16 protein-coding genes are annotated in these 22,014 nt (G+C 36.1%); 3 read left to right on the forward strand and 13 right to left on the reverse strand.

All coding sequences use genetic code 11. From position 1 onward, the window contains the following. Positions 1 to 307: 307 nt before the first annotated feature. From G530_RS0110575 to G530_RS0110620, 10 genes are all read right to left on the reverse strand, one after another. Positions 308 to 3,448: a type I restriction endonuclease subunit R gene (locus G530_RS0110575; protein WP_026934509.1), complete on the reverse strand. Its 3,141-nt coding sequence runs from the start codon at positions 3,446 to 3,448 to the stop codon at positions 308 to 310. Further along, a complete protein-coding gene (locus tag G530_RS0110580; protein ID WP_026934510.1) occupies positions 3,445 to 4,788 on the reverse strand; it encodes a Fic family protein in 1,344 nt (447 codons plus the stop codon). The genes G530_RS0110575 and G530_RS0110580 overlap by 4 nt, the downstream gene beginning before the upstream one ends. A gap of 6 nt (positions 4,789 to 4,794) precedes the next feature. Continuing rightward, complete coding sequence (locus G530_RS0110585) at positions 4,795 to 5,382, reverse strand: TIR domain-containing protein (RefSeq protein WP_026934511.1); 588 nt, start codon at positions 5,380 to 5,382, stop codon at positions 4,795 to 4,797. Then, positions 5,383 to 5,874: a TIR domain-containing protein gene (locus G530_RS0110590; RefSeq protein ID WP_026934512.1), complete on the reverse strand. Its 492-nt coding sequence runs from the start codon at positions 5,872 to 5,874 to the stop codon at positions 5,383 to 5,385. Position 5,875: 1 nt separating this feature from the next. After that, a complete protein-coding gene (locus G530_RS0110595; RefSeq protein ID WP_026934513.1) occupies positions 5,876 to 6,466 on the reverse strand; it encodes an SLOG domain-containing protein in 591 nt (196 codons plus the stop codon). Continuing rightward, positions 6,448 to 7,614 carry a toll/interleukin-1 receptor domain-containing protein gene (locus tag G530_RS0110600; RefSeq protein WP_026934514.1) on the reverse strand — a complete coding sequence of 389 codons (1,167 nt, stop codon included), beginning with the start codon at positions 7,612 to 7,614 and terminating at the stop codon, positions 6,448 to 6,450. Before G530_RS0110600 ends, G530_RS0110595 begins: the two co-directional genes overlap by 19 nt. Before the next feature lies 1 nt (position 7,615). Further along, positions 7,616 to 8,842, reverse strand: a complete 1,227-nt coding sequence (locus tag G530_RS17525; protein WP_240472149.1) for a restriction endonuclease subunit S — start codon at positions 8,840 to 8,842, stop codon at positions 7,616 to 7,618. Next, positions 8,814 to 10,379, reverse strand: coding sequence for a type I restriction-modification system subunit M (locus tag G530_RS0110610; protein WP_026934515.1), 1,566 nt, complete (start codon positions 10,377 to 10,379; stop codon positions 8,814 to 8,816). Before G530_RS0110610 ends, G530_RS17525 begins: the two co-directional genes overlap by 29 nt. A 258-nt stretch (positions 10,380 to 10,637) precedes the next feature. Beyond that, the gene (locus G530_RS0110615; protein ID WP_026934516.1) at positions 10,638 to 11,576 is read right to left on the reverse strand and encodes a hypothetical protein; all 939 of its coding nucleotides are present in this window, start codon (positions 11,574 to 11,576) and stop codon (positions 10,638 to 10,640) included. 151 nt (positions 11,577 to 11,727) lie between these two features. After that, positions 11,728 to 12,051 carry a hypothetical protein gene (locus G530_RS0110620; RefSeq protein WP_026934517.1) on the reverse strand — a complete coding sequence of 108 codons (324 nt, stop codon included), beginning with the start codon at positions 12,049 to 12,051 and terminating at the stop codon, positions 11,728 to 11,730. A gap of 718 nt (positions 12,052 to 12,769) precedes the next feature. Here G530_RS0110620 and G530_RS0110625 point away from each other — a divergent pair. The 3 genes from G530_RS0110625 to G530_RS0110635 are packed head-to-tail and all read left to right on the forward strand — an operon-like array spanning position 12,770 to position 19,998. After that, positions 12,770 to 15,757 carry a SusC/RagA family TonB-linked outer membrane protein gene (locus G530_RS0110625; protein ID WP_026934518.1) on the forward strand — a complete coding sequence of 996 codons (2,988 nt, stop codon included), beginning with the start codon at positions 12,770 to 12,772 and terminating at the stop codon, positions 15,755 to 15,757. Between the two features lie 10 nt (positions 15,758 to 15,767). Further along, entirely contained in the window at positions 15,768 to 17,174 is a 1,407-nt protein-coding gene (locus G530_RS0110630; protein ID WP_026934519.1) for a RagB/SusD family nutrient uptake outer membrane protein, read from the forward strand. Continuing rightward, a complete protein-coding gene (locus G530_RS0110635) occupies positions 17,161 to 19,998 on the forward strand; it encodes a M16 family metallopeptidase (RefSeq protein WP_026934520.1) in 2,838 nt (945 codons plus the stop codon). The genes G530_RS0110630 and G530_RS0110635 overlap by 14 nt, the downstream gene beginning before the upstream one ends. A gap of 72 nt (positions 19,999 to 20,070) precedes the next feature. Here G530_RS0110635 and G530_RS0110640 read toward each other — a convergent pair whose 3' ends face one another. From G530_RS0110640 to G530_RS0110650, 3 genes are all read right to left on the reverse strand, one after another. Continuing rightward, entirely contained in the window at positions 20,071 to 20,358 is a 288-nt protein-coding gene (locus G530_RS0110640) for a DUF6520 family protein (RefSeq protein WP_026934521.1), read from the reverse strand. Between the two features lie 225 nt (positions 20,359 to 20,583). Further along, complete coding sequence (locus G530_RS0110645; protein WP_026934522.1) at positions 20,584 to 21,513, reverse strand: helix-turn-helix domain-containing protein; 930 nt, start codon at positions 21,511 to 21,513, stop codon at positions 20,584 to 20,586. A 20-nt stretch (positions 21,514 to 21,533) separates the two neighbouring features. Then, complete coding sequence (locus G530_RS0110650; RefSeq protein ID WP_240472150.1) at positions 21,534 to 21,902, reverse strand: DUF7793 family protein; 369 nt, start codon at positions 21,900 to 21,902, stop codon at positions 21,534 to 21,536. Between the last annotated feature and the right edge of the window lie 112 nt (positions 21,903 to 22,014).

The raw sequence follows: 22,014 nt of genomic DNA on the forward strand, positions 1-22,014 counted from the left end.
TCATATATATCCCTTAGAGATGCAGCTGTAAAAAATTCCTAAAAGTAAAGCAGTGAAGAAATGCGAAACGTTAGATTCTTGAAATGAAGAAATCACAAAAAAAAAATCAGGGTGCAAACATAGCCTATAACAATAAATTACACCCATTAATTAGAGTGAAAGAGCTTTTTAAAGAAAGGTGAATTACAAGTAATTAGAGCTATTATTTAAGGTTATTAGGAAATTGTTTAAAAGGAGTCATAATCATCCGAAGGAATACTATTCCAGGTACTTCTTAGCCTCAAGACTATAAAGCATAGTAACTCATTTACACCGCTCTATTTTTCTTAAAATTCTCCGCTTGTTCAAATATTTCTTCATAAACTTCATCCCGTTCCACCGGCGGATAACCGTGTTCATCGAGTAATAAAATTAGCCCCACTTTTAAGGCAGATTTAATGTCGTTCCTTTTGCTCCAGTCCGGGAATTTCGCCTGTTCATCCACTAAATCTTTTATAGCTTTTGAAAGCTCGATGAGCTTATGTTCGGGATATTGAAAATCATACTTTACACAGAGCTCTCTTAAAATATCATAGAAAGCTTTTTCTTCAAAATCAATTCCTAACTTTTCCCCGGCCGAAAACTCCTTTTGTACCTGCCAGATTAGGTCTGTGAGCTGCTCTGCCATCTCTTCGTAGACCTCTCCGCGTAATACATCTCCTTTTCTCTCATTGTATCGGGAGACGAGGCCTTCCATCTTTTTAGAAAAATCTACTCCTTTTACCTTGTTCACTTTTTTAATCTCTCCAATCGCCCTGGCCAGTAATTGCTGTAAAAGTTTGATTTTAGTATTGGGCAATTTGATCTTATCGATTTTCGCCAAATAATCCTCATCAAATATGTCCTGCTGACTGTTGGTCTGATCGCCCATTTTAAAGATCTCCTCCACGCCTTCACTTGCCAATGCAATTTTGATCATCTCTCTTACTTTGGCGTTCATCTGGGCGGTATCCGGTGCATTTCCCCTGGTGAGCTTAAAGACTATAGACTTTACAGCTAAGTAAAAATGAGTATAATCACGTTCTTCCTGTGTTAACTTTTCACTCCCCGCACAAATATCATAGGCCGCTTTCAGGCGTTTCACTAAATCCATAAAGCGTGTTTCCAGCTCCTTAGTTTGCTGTACGTATTCAACGGCCTGGTTAAGATTGTTTAACTGGCTTAAAGGATCTCCATGGAAATAATCGGTACTATCGAATTTGTGAAAAATCCTGGCCAGTAAATCCAGGTGGTCCCTAACTATCTTCAGGGACTTTTCAATATCCTCAAAATTCTGACGCTCACCCTTATTGTATTTGGCAAGAGCTAAGTTCATTTGTTTCTTAATACCAATATAATCTACTACCAGTCCTTTGTTTTTGCCCTGGAACTTCCGGTTTACCCGAGAAATCGTCTGGATAAGGTTATGCTGCTGGATGGGCTTATCGATATAGATACTATCCAGAAACGGCACATCAAAACCTGTGAGCCACATATCTACGACAATGGCAATTTTAAAATTCGATTTCTCATTTTTAAATTGACGGTCCAGCTCTTTCCGGTACTCTTTTGTTCCTAAAAGATCATACATTTCTTTTGGATCGTCTTTTCCTCTTGTCATGATCATCTTTATCCGCTCAATAGGCTTGAGTTGCTTCCTGTCTTTTTCAGTTAAATCGGCACCTTCTTCTGCCTTTCTAATCTTTGCCCATTCCGGTCTTGATTCGATGATGTTCTTATAAAGCTCGTAAGCTATTTCACGATTGCTACAAACGAAAATTGCTTTTCCTTTTACGGTAGCACCTTCCTCCAGCCTTTTTTCATAATGATTGACAAAATCATCTGCTATGGCCTGTAAACGATCCGGATCACTCAAAATGGCATTAATGTTAGCCGACTGCTTTTTACTCTCTTCTACCTGGTACTCATTCGCACCTTCTTCCTCAGCTACCCGGTAATATTCCTCAATTTTCTTTAATTCTCTGTTTTCAAGGGCCACTTTCGCTGCCCTTCCTTCATATACAATACGTACTGTAATTTCATCTATTACAGATTCTGTCATTGTATATTCATCTACTACCTTCCCAAATACATCTAAAGTAGCATCGATTGGCGTCCCGGTAAAACCTACAAAAGTAGCGTTAGGCAAAGAATCGTGAAGGTACTTAGCAAAGCCAAAAGTTTTCTGCACCCCTTTTTCTGTGATTTTTATTTTCTGGTCAAGATTGGTCTGGCTCCGGTGAGCTTCATCAGATATACAAATTACATTGCTTCTATTCGTAAGTAACTCGGTATCTTCTGTAAACTTATGTATAGTGGTAAGGAACACGCCTCCACTTTCCCTTCCTCTAATCCGTTTGCGTAAGTCTGCACGGCTTTCTGCACTTACGATAGCATCATCCCCAATAAAGGCTTTGGCATTGGTAAATTGCCCTGCAAGCTGATCATCCAAATCGGTTCGATCTGTAATCAAAATAATGGTGGGGCTTTCAAAATGATCACTTTTCATTAAAAGCCGGGTTAGGAAAAGCATTGTAAAACTTTTTCCGGAACCGGTTGCTCCAAAGTAAGTGCCTCCTTTTCCGTTTCCGTTAGGTTTTTGGACTTTCTGAATATTTTCAAATAGAGCCCTGGCCGCATAATACTGGGGATAGCGGCACACGATCTTTTCGTCTTTCTTGGAACTGTCCGGTAAATAAATAAAGTTTTTAATAATGTCCCGAACGCGATCTTGCTGAAGCATTCCCTGGATAAGGGTGAACATACTATCAATACCGTCAACCTCTTTTGCCAATCCTGCGATCCTGCGCCAGGCATAAAAGAATTCATAAGGCGCAAAAAATGAACCTGCTTTGGTATTTACACCATCACTAATGACACAAAATGCATTGTACTTAAAAAGTTCAGGTATGTCCCTTTGGTAACGTACTGTTAATTGAATATAGGCGTCATAAATGGTGGTATTTTCCTGAATCGCCGTTTTGAATTCGAAAACAACTACCGGAATTCCATTAATATAAAGAATCCCGTCAGGAATACGTTTTTGGGTTCCGGTAATTTCCAGTTGATTAACGAACTTATAAGTATTTTGGTTGTCTTCTGAATAATCAATTAAATAGATCCAGATATCTTTTTGGGAACGGTCTTCCCGCTTTAGCGAAAAACCATCAGAAAGCATTTGCATAAACTCCTTGTTGCTTTCATAGAGGTCTGATGCCGGAAGAGTTTTAAGTCTAAGGATAATGGAATCTATTTCATTTTTAGTAATCCCGTTTTTCCGGTACCTTGTCAATAGAAATTCCCAAAGATCACTTTCAATGAGCACTTCATCTTCCTTTCGTGAGATAGTGCCTCCTATTTGGTGCTTATAACCTTCCTGTTCCAGCTGGTTGGCAAAAACACTTTCCAGTTGTGCTTCGGTAAATTTCATTCCTGTCTGGCTTTTCTTCCCTTCTCAGTTAACCTATACTTCTGTTTACTGCTTTTGGGTTTGTCTGGTATTGTTAATTCTACCAAACCCTCTTCTAAAGCGGGGTTTAAGTAATTGATTCTAAAATTTTTTCTGTCCACAAGACCTAATGATTTTTGTAATTCGGTTCTACTTTCTTCGCCCTTAAAAACATTAAGAAGATCCCGTACTTGGGGGGTGACTTGCGGGGTAACTTGGGGGGTGACTTGCGGGGTCTCCCTATAAACATCATCTGCGGCAGGAAATATCATCCTGAGGAAATTATCAGAAAAACGGAAACATTCTTTGCTGTACGATTCCAGTATTCTGGGAATTCCCGAACCTAATTGCTCTACCAGGTCCAGATCTTTATAAATACGCATCAGCTCCTTGTTCCGGGGAATTGAAAAGCCTTCAAAAAACTCATTTTTACTTAAGCCATCAGGTAAAGAACCTGCGGAAGTTATTTCGATGCGATCATTAAATATCTCAAATTTTGGTGCTATTTCTCGGGTATAGTCATTATGTACAAAGGCATTTATAATTGCTTCCCTAAGTGCAATGGCATTCCATAGACGATGTTCCTTTCGTTCTTTCTGAGTTATTTGTGTGATGGTGCGGTTTTCCAGGCTTATTTTATCCAGTACACTCTTAGTAGCTTTCACAAGGGAACAATAACCGTATTCGTTGCTTTCCATTAAATCTACTCGCGTGTCACCCTTATATTTTGCGACCTTTACGGAAAGGTTATTTTCATCGGCCAGCAAATAAGCGGCGTAATTCAAATCACCATCGGTGGTTGTAAGCTCTAAATTCTTCCTGAACTGTTTATTAAGGGGTTTTTGTTTTTCCTGGTAATAAATATGAAGCTGCTCAAAGTTTAGATCCTGGCGATGAGCTTTTATTTTCCCTATGGAATTCCGGGTACGAGAAGCAAAAAGTTCTTCAATTAGTTTTTGGGACATGGGTTCTGCAGCAGAACCCAGGCGTATAAAACAGCCTTTTTCACTCATCCCGTATTTTTTGAGATGGTATGGTTTCTCGGAACCGCTGGCCACAATAATCTTTAAAATTTCTTTCCCATCCCTTTCTTCACTTACAATATCAAAAAGCCCAAGGGCTGAAGGACGAATATTATTCTTTAACCGATCTTTTATTTTTAGCTGGTCGCTATCAGCATCCTGAACACCTACTATGGTACCTTCTTTATCAATGCCTATATAAATTATGCCGCCTTCACGGTAGTTTAAAAAAGCTACCACTTCCTTCTCCAGCCCTTCGGAAAGTTCACGTTTATATTCTATACGGTTGGTTTCGGGCATATTTTTTTAATTAGAAAGCCAATTATCAAGCTTAGTATATGAGCGGACCTCACCAATCTCAATTGGAGAAACAACATAATAACCTTCGTCAAAATAACCACCAATTTTTCTTTCAACAGTAAATCTTCTAATGAACTCTATCGTAGGATATATTTGAAGGTATTCATTACCTGTATAGCCTTTATAATCTTCTTTCACTGGCATTAAAGCTATGTGATTTATATACTTATGCGTATCTCCAATGCCTAGTTCCCAATTACACCATTTGGAGTTAATAGCACCTTCAGTGGCCAAGAATATAAATTTTCTATTCTCCTTTATCTTACTTTTTATTCTTGAAGCTGTTTTACCAGAAGTATTTTTAGGCATATCACCATCAAGCCAGTCCACATAAATATTCACATTCATTCTTTTCAAGAATTGGATAGCAGCATCTAACTCAGTTCTTTCATTATGTTTATGAGATAAAAAGATTGTAACTTTTCCTACTCTACTTTCGTTACTAAATTCGTTTAAGCTTCCATTCAAACCTTTAGAAAAGGTTCGCGTCTCATTTCTGAAGCCTAATAGTTGGGACTTATCTATTATGCTCATCTAATTATTTTTTCTAATTTCTATAGCCTCTTCAATCCAGTTTTCAATGTTTTCTCTTATGTGATTGTACACTTTTTGGCTATCTGTATAAGGTGGATTGTAACATTTGATAACGGAAGAAAATTTCTTGCTGCCAAAATCAAAATAATCAAAGGGATTATCTCCTTTATTAGATTTTTCCCCATTTCCGTTTTTTAGATTATGAATATGAATCCCAACAATACCTTTTTTTTCAGACCAGGCTCTTTCAATTTCATAATTGATCCATTTTCTATTTGCAGTATTTTCCCCTACTAATACTATGACACAGGATTTACCTGTCATATTATCATTTATCCATTTCTTAATCGCAGCATCTCCTCCATTGGTTACTGTTTCCCATTTATTAGGAGTGGCAACCGAATTACCTTCTATTTTCCCTATACTTCGAACTGTCGAGGCTCTCCAATTATCTGGTTTGTAATGAAAACTTGTAAATACATTTCTTGCCATTTTATTTGTTTTTAATTAATAAATCTTGAAAGAGTGACATGTAAGCATAATCCTCTAAAAACCTTTCATTTTTTTCAAAATCAAAATTATCATAAACCATTTTAGATCCCGCACCAGTACTGCCTAAAGGGATTACCTTTGCATTCGGATGGAACTCTCTGAACATTTTATACTCTATTTCAATTCCTTCCATTCCACCTATAAAAACACCAGCATAAAAATCATTAGTTCCAATCATTAATTCACGCATCAAACCTAAGCTAATTTCTCTGTCATCGTTAGCCGGAGTTAAGCGCACATTTTCAAACTTGTTATTATCTTCAGGAAAAAAATTTTCAAAAAACCTAGATTGATAGAGTAATACGTGATCTTGGATTGTCAAATTCATTTTCTGTAGAACATAATTAATTAAGGGTGTAATGGAGGGATGCCCACCCCAAATTAATCTATAGTGCGGTAAAATAGTAGTGGCCAAAGCAATAACCGAATCTCGTATTGCTATAACATCGGCTGAATCTATATATTTTGGATCTCGCTCTGGTAGTGGTATGCTTGCTGATAGGAAAATATTTTTTAATTTTTTTGAAACCATTTGTCGAAATTTTGCTTTTTAAGTGTTTTGATTTTTAAATAATTGTTCAACCAGTCCAAATGTTTTAACCATTTTTCTCGAATCCTAATATCATCAAAAATTAAGTAAACGCTTTCCACTTCATATTCACTAATCTCTTTTGCCAATTCTTCCGACATATTACAATCTAAAGACTGTGGTATCCCGATAGTTGGAATAAAAATTCTTCTTTTTTTATTCCCCAATTCCTCTGTTATAATTCTTTCAGGCTGTAGGTTAATTTTTTTTCCATATTTCAAAGCAATATTTGAAAATTCAGTTATTAAATTATCTTGCCTGGAAGCTAAATTTCGGGCTCTAACGGATTCTGCACTACTTACTATTTCATTAACAATATCTTCTTGTAATTTAGAGGCATCCTTGTTTTTATATAAATTATCAATAAAGTCCGAATCTTTTAAGTATTTGGGAAATGAGACGTGTGCAGCGCTGTCAATTTTATTGTTTGGCCAAATCAACTGAACAATTCCAATCTGTTTGGCATTAGCCTCTGCTAGCTCCTCTTTACACCACTTACTTGTTAAGAATTTTGGGGTATTTAGCAAAACAATGACGTCACAATCGGTCATACGATGCCATAATTCCTCTTGAAAAGGCTCTCCTTGTTTGATGGAATGTGTATCTAGAAAAACATCAAAATTATTTTTTTCCATAGCCTCATATAATTGGATTGCAACAGAAGAGGATTCATCTCTTTTATAACTAATAAACACCTTGCGTGTATGTCTTAGTTTTCCGAAAGATTCTAAAGCCAAGTTCGTTATTTTACTGTCTTTAGTTTCATCGTAAAGCTGTCCATTTTGATTTTCTAAAATTTTCGGAATTTCTGCACTAAAAGAATCGTAATAAATCGGCAAGATTAATGTTGCATCTTTTAGTAACTTATCTATAATTTCAATATTTTTAAAATCACGATTTTTATCTCCAAAATAAATGGCAAACGCAGGTTGATTAGCTTTATATTCTTTAGTAAAATTATTTTCATCAATTAAAATAAAAGAATCTTTCAATTGCTTCAATTCAATTAATTTTTCGAAAAAAAGATCTACTATCCTATCTGATAATTTTCCTGTTGTGCCCAGAATGATTAGTTGGTATTTGTATATCATATTAATGGTTCACTATTTCTTCTTCACTTTCTACTCTCGCCATCCTGGAAAAAAGAAGGGTTTGGAATTTTATTAATTTTTTATTTGCTTTTGCTTTCGTCTCAACTAATGAAAATAATGTATTGGTCATTTTATGGAATTTAAGAATTACCTCATTTGGAGGTACTATTGATGGAAAATCTAAGAGAGTTTGTCTATCCCAGTTAGGAAATGTTGAGCCGGTAGTATATGTCAGTAATTTATCCAAATTTGATTTAAAGAGTTCATCAATAAACCGTTGAGATTTTAATCCCTTAAAACTACAAACGCCGCGTCCTAAACAATATACATCATCGCTTTTTACGTATCTACCCGTAGTACTCCCCCTAACACAAACAATTAAATCTCCTTTTTCACATAACTTAGTTGGAGCCGAAGTCCATTTTGTTTTCTCTGTGAAAAACTCTCCGAACTCGACCGGACCGTTTATAAGAGGAGTTCCAACACCTTCTTGATTGTAAGTATTTCCTTTAGGAGATTGACCCATTTTGATTTTTATATGATTTTCAAAAGAGCCACTTAACCACCCCTCTGGAATCTCCTTATCCAATTCATCATTATAAACCATTTTTCCTCCAGAAGATTTATATGGCTTTTCTTCTTCATTAGGAAACTCAAAATCAACAAACCAATGCCTATAAAGCGCTTGCGCAGTTTCTTCCAGTTTTTTGTTGAGTTGCTGATTTAGTGCGATGCGATTTTTTATTACATTATATTCCCTTACAATTTCCCGCTGTTGTTCGATGGATGGAACGGGAAGTTCAAAAGCTAAAAAATCCTCCCATTCCAGGCTTCCTCTTACACCCCCAACAGCGTGAAAAGTCGCTTGCCTGTCAAATTCTGAGCGTGTAAACCACATCATCAAATATTGAGGTGATAAAACTTCGGTATCTATAATTTCAAATACTGGATAAGCCTGGGAAATAATAGCTTCTTCAATATCTTCAAGTAATGCCACTGGCATTTTACCATCTCTCCTCACCTGCATAATACTACAAGCAAACTGATTTTTACGAATGATCTTATAGTTGCGCATATTTGTTCCAACCGTATTTGCCACAGAAGGAATGAATTCTTTTGATATACTTAAGCCTAAAAGCGTAGAGACTTTTAACTCTTTATTACGTTCATCAACTAGTCGTATGTAATCTCCGATAGGCTTATAGTTTGATCGCATAGCCCAGCTCATTAAAAACGTCTAACAATTCCTTTTTAGATTGCTCTTCCTGTTGTAGTAAATCGGACAGGTCGCTTTGTAAACCCGCCATTTTGGAATCAAAATCAATATTTTCATCCCGGTTTACAAATTCAATATACTTACTGGGCACCAATGAAAAATCCTTTTTTTTAATATCTTCTTTGGTGGCACTGTAACAATATTCCGGGATATCTTTATAATCGGTGTTTTCCTGTTGCCAATCGTGGTAGGTTTTGGCAATATCCTGAATATGCTTTGGACTAAACTGAATAAATTTTTTCTCAAATGGTTCCCCAATCTGGCGTAAATCCAGAAACAAAACCTCCTCCTCCCTATCCCGGTAATGGCGTTCCTGATCACCAATAGAACGTGAATGTGCGGTTTTATTCCTATTCAGGATCCAAACGGTTACACTTATGTTAGTGGTATAAAACATATTTTGTGGTAAAATCACTATAGCTTCCACCAGGTTGTTTTCCACCAATTTTCTCCTAATTTTATATTCTTCGCCACCCCCGGAAAGAGCTCCATTTGCCAGAATAAACCCGGCAACCCCATCATCTGAAAGTTTGGAAACCATATTTAGAATCCAGCCGTAGTTTGCGTTGCTTTTTGGAGGGACTTCATAACCCTGCCATCGAGGATCATCAATTAATTCCTGCGGCCCACGCCAGTCCTTTTGATTAAAGGGCGGGTTAGCCATAATATAATCTGCTTTCAGATCTTTATGCTGATCGTTGCTAAAGGTATCGGCCGCTTTTTCACCCAGATTAGCAGATATCCCCCGAATGGCAAGGTTCATTTTTGCCATTTTGTAAGTAGTATTGGTGTACTCCTGTCCGTAAATTGAAATTTCCCGTTTGCTCCCGTGGTGGCTTTCGATAAACTTGATAGACTGCACGAACATTCCACCTGAACCACAGGCCGGGTCATAAATTATCCCTTTATAGGGTTCTATCATTTCAGCAATAAGGTTTACAATACTCTTTGGCGTATAGAATTCTCCCTTTCCTTTTCCTTCCGCCAACGCGAATTTGGACAAAAAGTATTCATATACACGCCCCACAATATCCTGGGATTTGTCTTTTTGAGTATCTATTTTATTAATGGTGTCTAAAAGAGAGGCTAATTTACTTTTGTCCAGTCCTAAGCGGGAAAAATAATTGTCCGGCAATGCACCCTTTAGAGATGGGTTGTTCTTTTCGATCTGGTTTAACGCGGTATCAATCTTTAGTGCAATATCGTCTTGCTTCGCATTTTTAATAAGATAGTTCCATCGGGAAGTCTCTGCTAAGAAAAAGACGTTCTTCATATTATAGAAGTCTTTCATCTCAAGATACTTTTCTTTGCCTTCGGCAACAAGTTCCTCACGGCGCACTTCAAATTTATCACTGGCAAATTTCAGGAAGATAAGCCCGAGCACCACATGTTTGTATTCTGAAGGTTCGATGGAGCCACGTAATTTATTCGCAGCATCCCACAGGCTTTCTTCAATAGATTTTTCTTTGGTAGTTTTCTTTTTTGCCATTATTAAGATTCGGGTATGTAGTAAATAATTTATGCTTCCGAGGTAGGGTAGAGTAGCTGGAGCAATTTAGTAAAAATCTTTCTAATGTTAAAGGATTCTAAAGATTGGGCATTTGAATCTCTGAAAGGTTGCAGTTGGCTATTGTGCGGAATATAGCACGCTGAGTTGTCGGCTTGTTTTTTTGTTGTTTGTTTTATAAATTATTCGTTTTCATGGAATACCCCATATTAGCCCCTTTAATCGCCGTTAGACACAGTCTTACCAAATACTTTTAATTTCAATTTTATTTAATTTTTCTTGAAGAGCTTTCGCTTCTTTATTATTACTATTCTCTTCAAGAAACTGATTAACCGAGTTGAGCATCATTTCCTTTAATTTTGACATTTCAGCATGTTTTAGTTGTTCTTCAATTTCATCATCAGCGTTATAAATCGTAAAAGAGCTGTTTTCTAATTCATCTAACCATTCTCTAAAAGTTTCTTTTTTCATTTTTTCGAAGAATGAATTAGTTGATTTTATTAGATATTTTGAAAGTTCATAACCGAGTTCAATGCCTTGACCTCCATCCCTTTTTTTAAATGAATCTATTAAGCTTGGTAGTTTTTGTTCCCCAATTCTAGCTTCTAAATTATCCAAAATTTGAGGTCCGATTTGAATTACCCAATCGTGAATTTTCTTGTCAACTTCTTGACCGTGAGATGCTCGATTAAGGAATGGTAAAATGTCTATTATAGCTGAAGATTCTATATAGGTGAGTACTCCATTTGTGGAGAGTTCTCTAGTCAATTGATTAATACCCTTATTTTTTATAGAAATCGAATTATGTTCGGCTAAATCTTTTAGTCGGGATTCAATTTCCATTCTCAAACCGGACAACGCCAAGTTTGAGTCTAAATCAACTACATTTAAAAAAGAATATTTATAATGTTCTTTGGAAGTTTCTACTGAATCATCTTGTTTTATCCACCCTGCACCTATTAATTTCTCAGTAGCATTTTCTAATTGATGATATTCAAATTTTAATCCTCCAGGCAATTCAAAGGACTTAAAAAGTGGTGCTAACCAAGGAACAATAATTATGACAACTAAAATTACTGTTATTCCGTCAATTTTAAGTCCTGGCCATAGTAAATGAGATACGATAAAAATTAAGCCTATTATTGATATTGTAATTTGAATAATTCTTTTTTCTATCATACTATCTTTTAGATTGTGCCTAATCTTGTTATATCCTCAGCAAGATAACTATTACATCCAAAAATTATTTAGATTAGACGCATAACTAGTTTCAGAAAAGATGAAAAAGTATAAATAATCAAATCAGAAAAGAATGCCAACATTAATTTTTCTATTTTGCTTTAAGATTATTTAACTGCTTGGCAAGTTGCCGTAAATTGGAGGTTCCAATAGATTCATAGACTTCTGCAAAGTTCTTAATTGTAAATCCCATAGCTTCCACTATTAGAATTAAAGTAGCTGTACTAGGATTGGTCTTTGCATTGAGAATATTGGTAACTGTAGCTTTTCTTAAGACTGCAAACGAAGCTATTTTTCCTTGACTTGTAGCAATATCTTTTGTTTGATTTTCAGAGTAAGATTTTGCTTGGTTTAGAAGAATGTTTAGAGTTATTGCAGTCTTAAACTTAATATGGTTTACTAACTCTTTTTCCATCAATGCAAGTAAATGAGTATAAAATAAATTATCGGTACGCTTTGACGTACCGATAATTTATTTTATATTTGATTGTTTTTATTAAATTTGCGAAACTTCTTAAAGTAAAAATATTAGAAGCATTCGCTTTGAATCTCGCGTCAGAAAACTGGTAATTTTCAAATAAACCACGAGAGGATAAGTAAGGATGCTCACGACCCGGGCGTGAGTTTGCTGCTTATTGTGGTTTTAAGGTATACCAGTACCTCTGATGCAATAAGATGAGCTCTCACGCCTTTTTTGTATTTAGGTGTTTCCTGCTCTACTTATTTTTTAAAGCATTTGTTTCTTCACTGAAAAGACGTCGCTATAATTAATCCTACATTTTAAAAAAAGGTCAAAGCGGCCGGCATTCCCGACGGAGTGTTTTTATCAAGCTTGTTTACGGGAACGAGGTAAAATCCGCTAATAATCCCGTGGGATACTGTAAACAGTTTATTCTATTACAGTAGTTGGGTGGGCAAAAGCCAATTCTCATGTAGAGATGGTTTTGGGAACGGTGATTTTTTGCTCCAATTTAATAGTTTGTTTAGCCAATAAAAAAATGCATATGGAAAAAAGAAAAGTGAACACTCGTTTTGACGGGTAAAAGCAAAAAAGCCTTCCCTTGAGATTGCAGTCGTCCAGGGAAGGCCTAAGCTTTAATAAAACAAATGTTTCATTTAACTAATGTAAAATTATGAAAAATTTTTACAAGCGGGGCATGCTTATCATCATGTTCCTCTTAGCCATGGCCTTATTGGTCATGTTAGCGATGGGTCAGGCCAAAGCGGCAACGCCCTACTCTCCTACCCTATTTTACCAGCAACCAATTACTGGTGCCATTACGAATACTAATGGAAAGTCTCTACCGGGAGTTACAGTTCTGATAAAGAATAAGCAGTACGGCACAAACACAGACCTTTCAGGGAATTATAGTATAAATGCCAATTCACAGGACACCCTTGTTGTTACATCTATTGGATATAAAGACCAAGAAATAGGGATTAATGGACGTTCCATTATTAATGTAATACTCAAAGAAGATATTGCGTCGCTTAACGAAGTAGAGATTAATGCAGGTTATTACACTACAACACAGCGAGAACGTACCGGTAACATTTCCCGCGTAACCGCAGAGGAAATAGAAAACCAACCGGTGGTTAGCCCTATCCAGGCCCTTCAGGGAAGAATGGCCGGAGTGGAAATTATTTCCGGTGGGGCTAATCCCGGTATGGCATCTACCATAAGAATTAGAGGAACCAACAGTTTAAGGAAGGATGGTAATTACCCACTCTACATTATAGACGGTGTTCCTATCAGTTCCGAACCGGTAGCAAGCAACTCACTATTAAGCACATCGGGAATAGATCCTTTAAATAATCTAAATCCGGCTAATATCGAAAGTATCGAGGTCCTCAAAGATGCAGATGCTACAGCAATTTATGGTTCTAGGGGCTCCAATGGTGTAGTTTTAATAACTACGAAATCCGGGTTTCAGTACGGGACAGGACTTGAAGCAAGGGTTTATACCGGGGTTTCTAAAGTACCAGGAAGAATGGATTTATTAAATACTGAAGAGTATTTACAGGTGAGACGAGAAGCTTTTCAAAATGACGAAGTTGAACCGGATGTAAACAATGCTTATGATCTCGTTTTATGGAACCAGGAACGTTATACCGACTGGCAGGAGTATTTGTTTGGTGGAAATTCAGAGGTCACTAATGTTAATTTGTCGTTTTCCGGTGGCAATGAATCTACTTCCTTTAGACTGGGAGGAACTTATTTTACACAGGGCACCGTTTATCCGGGAGATTACGATTACCGTAAGGGTACCGGTAATATGGCTTTAAACCATTTATCAAAAGATAATAAGTTTCAATTAAACTTGAAACTGAATTATGGGACAGATCGAAATAACCTTGTTGGTAATGGTAATCTGGATCCTTCAATAATTCTATTGCCACCAAATGCACCTTCCATTTTCAATGAGGAAACAGCGCTGAACTGGGAAGAATGGGGAGAAGCCGGTCTTACGAATCCATTTGAAGGCTTCTATAATACTACCAACACACAAACAAAAAATTTAACTTCCAACGTCCTACTTTCCTATGAGATTTTTCCAGGATTAAAGTTGAAATCAAGTCTCGGCTATACTGATTATCAAAGTGACGAATTATGGAGGTTGCCGGCACGATCTTATAATCCTTCAAACAATCCGGTAAATAATTCTTTTCATCTTACTACCGGTCGAAGATCCTGGATCATAGAACCGCAGCTAACTTATAATAAAGGGTTTAATAAATTCCAGACCGAATTTTTATTAGGGGGAACTTTACAAAGAAATAAATCAACCCTTAGCAGTTTTCAAGGAAGCGGCTATGCATCTGAAGCGTTAATAGGTAATTTAAGTTCCGCAGAAAGTATCCTCAATGCTAAAAGTAGCGAAACGAAATATAAATACGCAGCAATCTTTTCCCGTATTGGATTGAACTGGGATAAGAAATATTTCTTGAATTTTACGGCCCGTAGAGATGGGTCTTCCCGTTTTGGACCTAATAATCGATTTGCCAATTTTGGAGCGGTTGGCGCAGCATGGATAATTAGTGAAGAAGAGTTTCTAAAAAGCAATCTTTCTTTTCTATCCTTCGCAAAGCTTCGTGGAAGTTATGGTAGTACCGGCAATGATCAAATTGGAGACTACGGTTACCTTGATTCATATCAGGCTACCAGAGGTATAAATGGTCTATACCCTACTTCATTAGCGAATCCCGATTATTCCTGGGAAGTGAATCGTAAACTTGAAGCAGCACTACAACTTGGATTCTTAAATGACCGTATAAATCTTGGATTAAGCTGGTATCGTAATAGGTCTTCTAACCAGTTGGTGGGGTATTCCCTGCCCTATATAACCGGCTTTACTTCGGTTCAGGCCAATCTCCCGGCGACCGTTGAAAATCAAGGACTGGAGATCGAATTGGCAACCCTCAATTTAGATAAAAAGAATTTTAGCTGGAGATCGAATTTAAATATTACCATTCCAAAAAATGAGCTAATCAGTTACCCAGACTTAGAACAATCTTCTTATTCCAACACGTATCGTGTAGGATATCCTTTAAATATTGGTCTATTATATAAATATGAAGGACTTGATCCCGAAACTGGATTATATACTGTAAAAGATATTAATAATGATGGTAAACTTGATTTTGAAGATCGAGTGATCATTAAGGACCTGAATAGGCAATTCTTTGGAGGCATCAGTAATAATCTGAATTATAGAAATTTCAACCTGCAGTTTTTATTTCAATTTGTTAAGCAGGAAGGAATCCAGACCAACTTTCAGGCGGGAATCAATAAAAATGTATTAAGCTCTGTTTTGGATAACGACCGTTATCAAAGATATTCTGCCTCTTTTCTGGGAGGGACGGCTTATCGAAATGTTCTGGAAAGCTCCTTTCCATACCAGGATGCCTCATTTTTGAGGTTAAAAACGCTGTCATTAAGTTATGACTTATCCTCTAAGATGCTAGATCGCATGAATCTCAGAAAAGTCCAATTATTTCTACATGGACAGAATTTGTGGACGATTACCCCCTACACCGGCCTCGATCCAGAATTAGCAACTTCAGATTTGTCTGTAGGGAACCTACGATCTATTACAGCTGGCTTACAGTTTAATCTTTAATTCAAATGATATGAAACCTTTAAATTATAAAAAACAACTACTAATTATCCTTCTAAGCATTTTTACGCTGTCCTGCGAAGAGATGGTGGAACTGGATCCCCCATCAAACCAATTAATCCGGGAAGAGGTTTTTAATAATGAAGCAACTGTAAAAAGTGCGATGACGGGAATTTACAATGAGTTATTCCAGCTGGATTTTTCTAATGGGTACAGGAGCAGTGTTACAACACTTGCGGGATTGTCTGCTGATAATATCAGCAATATTAGCACTACCAATCTCTCAAGGATGGAGTTTGAACAAAATGAAGTAAATCCTGATAATCCTGACAATTTAAATATCTGGTCCAGTGCTTATAATATGATCTATATCACTAACTCATTTCTGGAAGGGATAAATAATTCACAAGTGCTCGATCAGGATTTCAAGAAACAAATGGATGGACAAGCCAGATTTGTAAGGGCCTTCACTTACTTCTACTTGGTTAACTTATATGGAGATGTTCCATTAATTCTAAGCACCGATTATCGCGAAAACCAGTTGGCATTCAGAACTCCTAAAAATGAGATTTACGACCAGATTCTTTTAGACTTGCAACAAGCGGAAGAGGAATTGTCTTCAGACTACGTAACTGGAGAACGAACACAGGTTAATAGATTTACCGTAAAGGCCCTGATGGCACGCTTTTACTTATATACTGAAAACTGGTCCAAGGCCGAAGAATTAAGCGGCCATTTAATCGCCGAAAATGGAACCTACAAATTGCAGGATGATCTCAACGAGGTTTTTTTAGCAAATAGTAAGGAGGCGATTTGGCAGATTTCACCAATTGGGGGAAATGGTATCTCCACCCAGACCAATGAAGGAAACTTTTTCATTATAGATCCAATATTTTCATTCTTTGCAGCAATCCGCTTGCAGGAAGATTTTGTAGAGCAATTTGACACCGAAGATCTACGGTTACTCAACTGGATCGGTTATAACGAATCAAAAAATGCTCATTTTATTTATAAATATAAAATTTGGAATAGTACTGAGTATCCTATAAGGGAGTATTCCATGGTGTTAAGATTAGCAGAACAGTATTTAATACGTTCCGAAGCGCGAGCTATGCAGAATAATATTGCCGGCGCTATCTCAGATTTAGATATCATTAGGCAACGAGCCGGTTTGAATTTACTGGCCGATTTAAATCCTACTATCGAACAGGCTGAGTTGCTGAACGAAATATTCCTGCAGCGCAGAAAAGAGTTGTTTGCTGAATGGGGACATCGTTGGTTAGACTTAAAGCGTAGCGATCGTACATCAGAAGCACTGGAGGATGAGAACCCTTATTGGGAAGATACGGATTTATTATATCCGATTCCAGAGACTGAACGAATTAAAAATCCAAATCTAACACAAAATGAAGGTTATTAAAATGACACAACATACCCTAGCCATGTTTTTTATATTATTCTGTGTTGCTATCACATTCTCGCAGGAATCAAGTAAGGAACATCAAGAAAATGTAGAACTTTTAGACTCTACCGTAAGGTACGGAAAGTTAGATAATGGATTTACTTATTACCTGCAACATAATGAAAATCCACCGGGAAGAATTGAGATGATATTATCGGTAAAAGCTGGATATTTTCAAGAATCTCAAAACCAAATTGAGTACGCTCATTTATTAGAGCATATGGGATCTTTTTATACTGGTAAATTTCCAGATCTGCCACGCTTTACAGATTCTTTAGGAATATATAACCACGCCAGGACTGATTACGAAAAGACATATTATACATTAAGCTTCGCAGCAGGAGATCAGGTTAGATTGAATGCCGCCATGCAAATTCTACATGAATGGTCAACTAATATGTTATTTAAGCCTGAACATTTAGCCCTTCAAAGTGGTGCTGTTATAGCGGAAGGAAGACCTACCTCTCCCTATGATAGCTGGTTACTTGATACTTTAAGTAATACGACACTCTATAATACTAATTTTCGTTTAATTAAGTATCCCAAAAAAGTTGAAAGCATGAAGCATGTCAACTTAAATGAGATTAATAAATTCTATCAGGACTGGTATCGTCCTGATTTGCAAGCAGCAATAATTGTTGGAGATGTTAATGTAGATAGTCTGGAAACTATAATACGAAAAAAATTTAGCGATCTAAAAGTAAAGAACAATCCAAAGGATCCCGAAATAATCAATAAGAAATTTGATTTACAGCTACCCGATAAAAATCAATATGTTAGTATTCGTGATTCAATTAATAAAAAAAGAAGAATCATAATATTGAAGAAGAAAATCAATCATGATGATGATATTCTCCGATCTAAAGAAGATTTGAAAAATGTGATCCTGCAAAGGCTTAGTATGAATATTTTAACAAAGTTGCATAGCCCATTTGTGAAGCAATACGAACCGCCTTTTATAAGGTATACAAACAAGTTTATTTCTAACACTCTGGCAAATCGACAACTTCAGGTAAGCTTATGGGAAATCCCATTAGGAAAGGATGAAGATATAGAGGAGAAAATGCTTAATTTTTTTAAAGCATACCAAGTAATAAAGACACAAAGCAGCACCTCTCTATTAAATAATGAAAAAGCGAAGCTTCTGGATGACCTAATAACAGAGACTAAAAGCTCAAAAGATAAAGCTTTGAGGTTCCAGGATCATTTTATTTATAACAATAAAACCTGGACTTTAGATGAAAAGAAAAAAACCATTAGAGTAATACTGAATGATATAGGTGTATCGGAAATTTCAGAATATATAACAAACCAATGGAACCTTAATAAAAATACTGATTTTGTATTTTTTAATGTGGATGACAAACAAGTACCTGGTCATGGACAAATAATCAAATGGATGAAAAACTCTAAGGACCTCTCTTCACAGCCCGTTTTTAATTTTAAAGCTATTGATTCGTTACCAAATCGATTCTCTTCGGTGAATCAAAAGAAAATATATGAAGATAATTATGAAGAGAATATTATAGGATTGACCCAGGTAAAATTGAATAACGGCATTAATTTAGTATTTAAACCCAGTGCACCGGCATCTCCCAGTTATAACAATATAGTTTCTATTCTAGGATTTAAAAAAATACCGGTAGCGACTTCAGATGTCAAAAATTATATCGCTACAACCTCGTCTTCAGACATGGTCTTATCCGGTGATGCCGGTGGTTATTCCAAATTTCAGTTACAGGATTTTATGCTTGATCAGCAAATTCGACTACGATCACAAACCACCGAAAATGAATTTAAAATTGAAGGGGAATTTAAGGCGGAGGATGTCAAAAATTTCTTTAACCTTTTATATCTATATGTTACAGATCCAAATGAAAATTCTAAAGCTTTCCAATCCTGGAAATCAGATAAACAAGAGTTGCTGAGTGGTTATAAATATGGTTTAAATGATGTATTATTAAAAGACATCTCTAATGAACTTCAATATTCCAATTTGCCCAAACTCTCTAAAGATGATCTTCGGGAGATTGATTATTCAACATATTTAAGAGCATATAAGAAAGGTTTCGGAAATCTAAGTGGTTATACTTTTATAATCACAGGAGATTTTAATACCGATAATATGCTCCCTAAAATAACTCACTATCTTTCTGAGTTTCCAACATTGACAAATCAAGATTCTTTGACAGCAGAGAAATACCATTATAATTATACACCATTCGAAGAAATAGTTCACTTCAACAACCTTAAAGAGGCCATTGTCGAAATATCATTTCCAGTAAAGGTTACTAAAGATGTTAAAACCCAGGTACAACTGGATTTGCTGGTCAAGAAATTAAATCAAATGATCTTTGACAGACTACGCATTGATTGTTATACCCCGAGAGCATCTGGAAGATGGATGGATTATGAAAATGGAATATATGCCTTCAACATCAGTTTTGACAGTGAATTAGGTAACGAAAGAAAAATGATAAAATATGCTATGGAAGAGTTTGGAAACTTAAAGCAACATGGCATCTCAAAAGCCTGGCTGGAGACTGCTATAGCGCAGGAGCGATCTAAATATGGACAAAATCTGGAAACATTCTGGATGCTTAATTTCTGGCCTAAATATCTGAAAAGATCGTTGCAACATAATGAAGACCCAGAAGATAAAGTCTTAAAATACGAATCGGTAATTTCTCATTTTATAAATCTTGAGGAACTGAATAAAGCAGCCAAGAAATATCTGTGTGCAGAAAACAGGCAGCAACTTATCATTCTACCTGAAATTTAGTTTTAATTCAAAAGGAAAAGAATAGCGCCTTGAATAGTTCAAGGCGCTACTCATTTAAAATAATTACTTTATTTATGGATTAATCAAAGTAGCTCCAGGATTTGGACTTTTTCTCAAAGTACTTAAGTCCATTTCATCATATACTCTAAACTCTTGTCCATTCTCTGTAAATTTCACCTTACAATCATAGGAGCCAGTATTACAATCCTGTTCAGATATAGGTTGCCAGTTTCCATTTACACGTATATAATCACTGGCAACAACTTCAGGTTGCTCTTCAATTTCGCTTTCAAAGCTGGTAAAGGACATGCCTAATACAACCAGAAGCGCCATAATCGGAATTAAAAATAACTTTTTCATAATATTAAAGTTTAAATTCACCTACTCTTTCAAGGATTTTCGGCTTCTCCTACTTTCTGCGCAAAAAAATTTTATAATTTCTTTTATTGGGTGTAAAAGCCAGCATGGTACTGAAAAGTAAAGAAGTAATAGAATCTTAGTATTTCAAATTTTACAACCCTGGTATTTCACAATAGTAAATTTCACCAAATACCTTCAAATAAAATGGTTGTAAAGGCCGTAAAACTATTCTCTCATGAAATTGGGCTTATATTCTCTTCTGTATTCGGAAGGTGTCTGTCCAAACTGGATTTTAAAATTTTTTGAAAAATGGGAGTGATCTTTAAAACCGCATTTTTGAGTAATCATAGAAATTGGTAGTTCCGTAGTTCTAATCAAGAGTGCTCCTTTGTCAAGCCTTTTTTCCATATGAAACCTATGGATGGTAGTGCCGTACATTTTTTTAAATCCTTCTTTAAGTTTAGTTTTATTAGTACGATGAATAAGACCTAATTCTCTAAGAGATGGAAGATCGGTATGAAGATTTTTAAGGATATAAAGACGTACTTGTTTCAGCAAAATTTTTGTTGCAGCGCTTTCCTTTTTTCCTGATTTTAATGAATGTCTTATATTACTTACTTTTCTCAGAGGTTCTTCACCATTCGTAAAACGAAAAGCTGTAATGACATATGCACAGGAGGGATCTACTCCCACCATCCTTTGAATAGTGCAAGGACATCTATGTAATCCTTTATTTTTAACAATGAAGTCAACAGGAATAAATTGCTGATACATTTTTCCAGTAGCTGAATCAATTTCGTCCGTCAGCGCTTTCTCCGAGTTTTTTGAAAGAATTTCAGAAACCTGGCAGTCAAATTTGTCCTGTTTCCATTTCAAAATTTCAGGAGTATTGGAAGAATATGACGTGATGTAAAAATCCTTATCTAAAAAGATTGAAAATTGTATTTCCGGTTGCTTTATTTCCTGATTTGTTCCAAAACAAAAATTATATATTTCCTCTGACATCATATTCAGCAGTACGGTAACAGTATCAATGGGATCTCTTCTGCCGGAAGGCTCCTGACGAAACATGAAGTTACCACAGGCAATTTCTATGATTTGCTGATATAAAGAATTGAATCTCATTTTGTCCTCATTGTTGAATGCATATTCCATAATTCTTATTTTAAAGATTACTATTTATAGTCCTGCAGAAACAAAAGCGCCTTCTTTTTATCTTTAAATACCCGGATAGGGTAATTCGGGGTGCTTGTTTTTATAAAGAGTTGGGTAATAGCCATCGCATGATCATCTTTCACCAGAAGAGCCAGAGCTGTCGTCATAAAGGCACCTTCTATTGCGAGATAATCCCTGGCTTCCTTCTGTGCATTGGTAATGGCCCTTAGATCACAAAATATAGGATACGAATTTTCATTTTGCAGCTGCAAACGTTGACTAACTATCTCTCTGGCCATACTCCTATTGATCTCATAAATCTCTTTATAGACAAAGAATAAGATCCCCTCAGAGATCCACATTTTCGCGTAGGTTCCATCCACCACCATCCCGTAAAGTTTTGGATATCACTAATATATAATAAAAAATAAATAGTCTTATCAGAACACCTTAATTGATTTCATTTAACATGTTTTAAAATTATAAACATAGATTTTACCT

The sequence above is a fragment of the Christiangramia echinicola DSM 19838 genome (genome assembly GCF_000423065.1).
Taxonomy (GTDB): Bacteria; Bacteroidota; Bacteroidia; order Flavobacteriales; family Flavobacteriaceae; genus Christiangramia; species Christiangramia echinicola.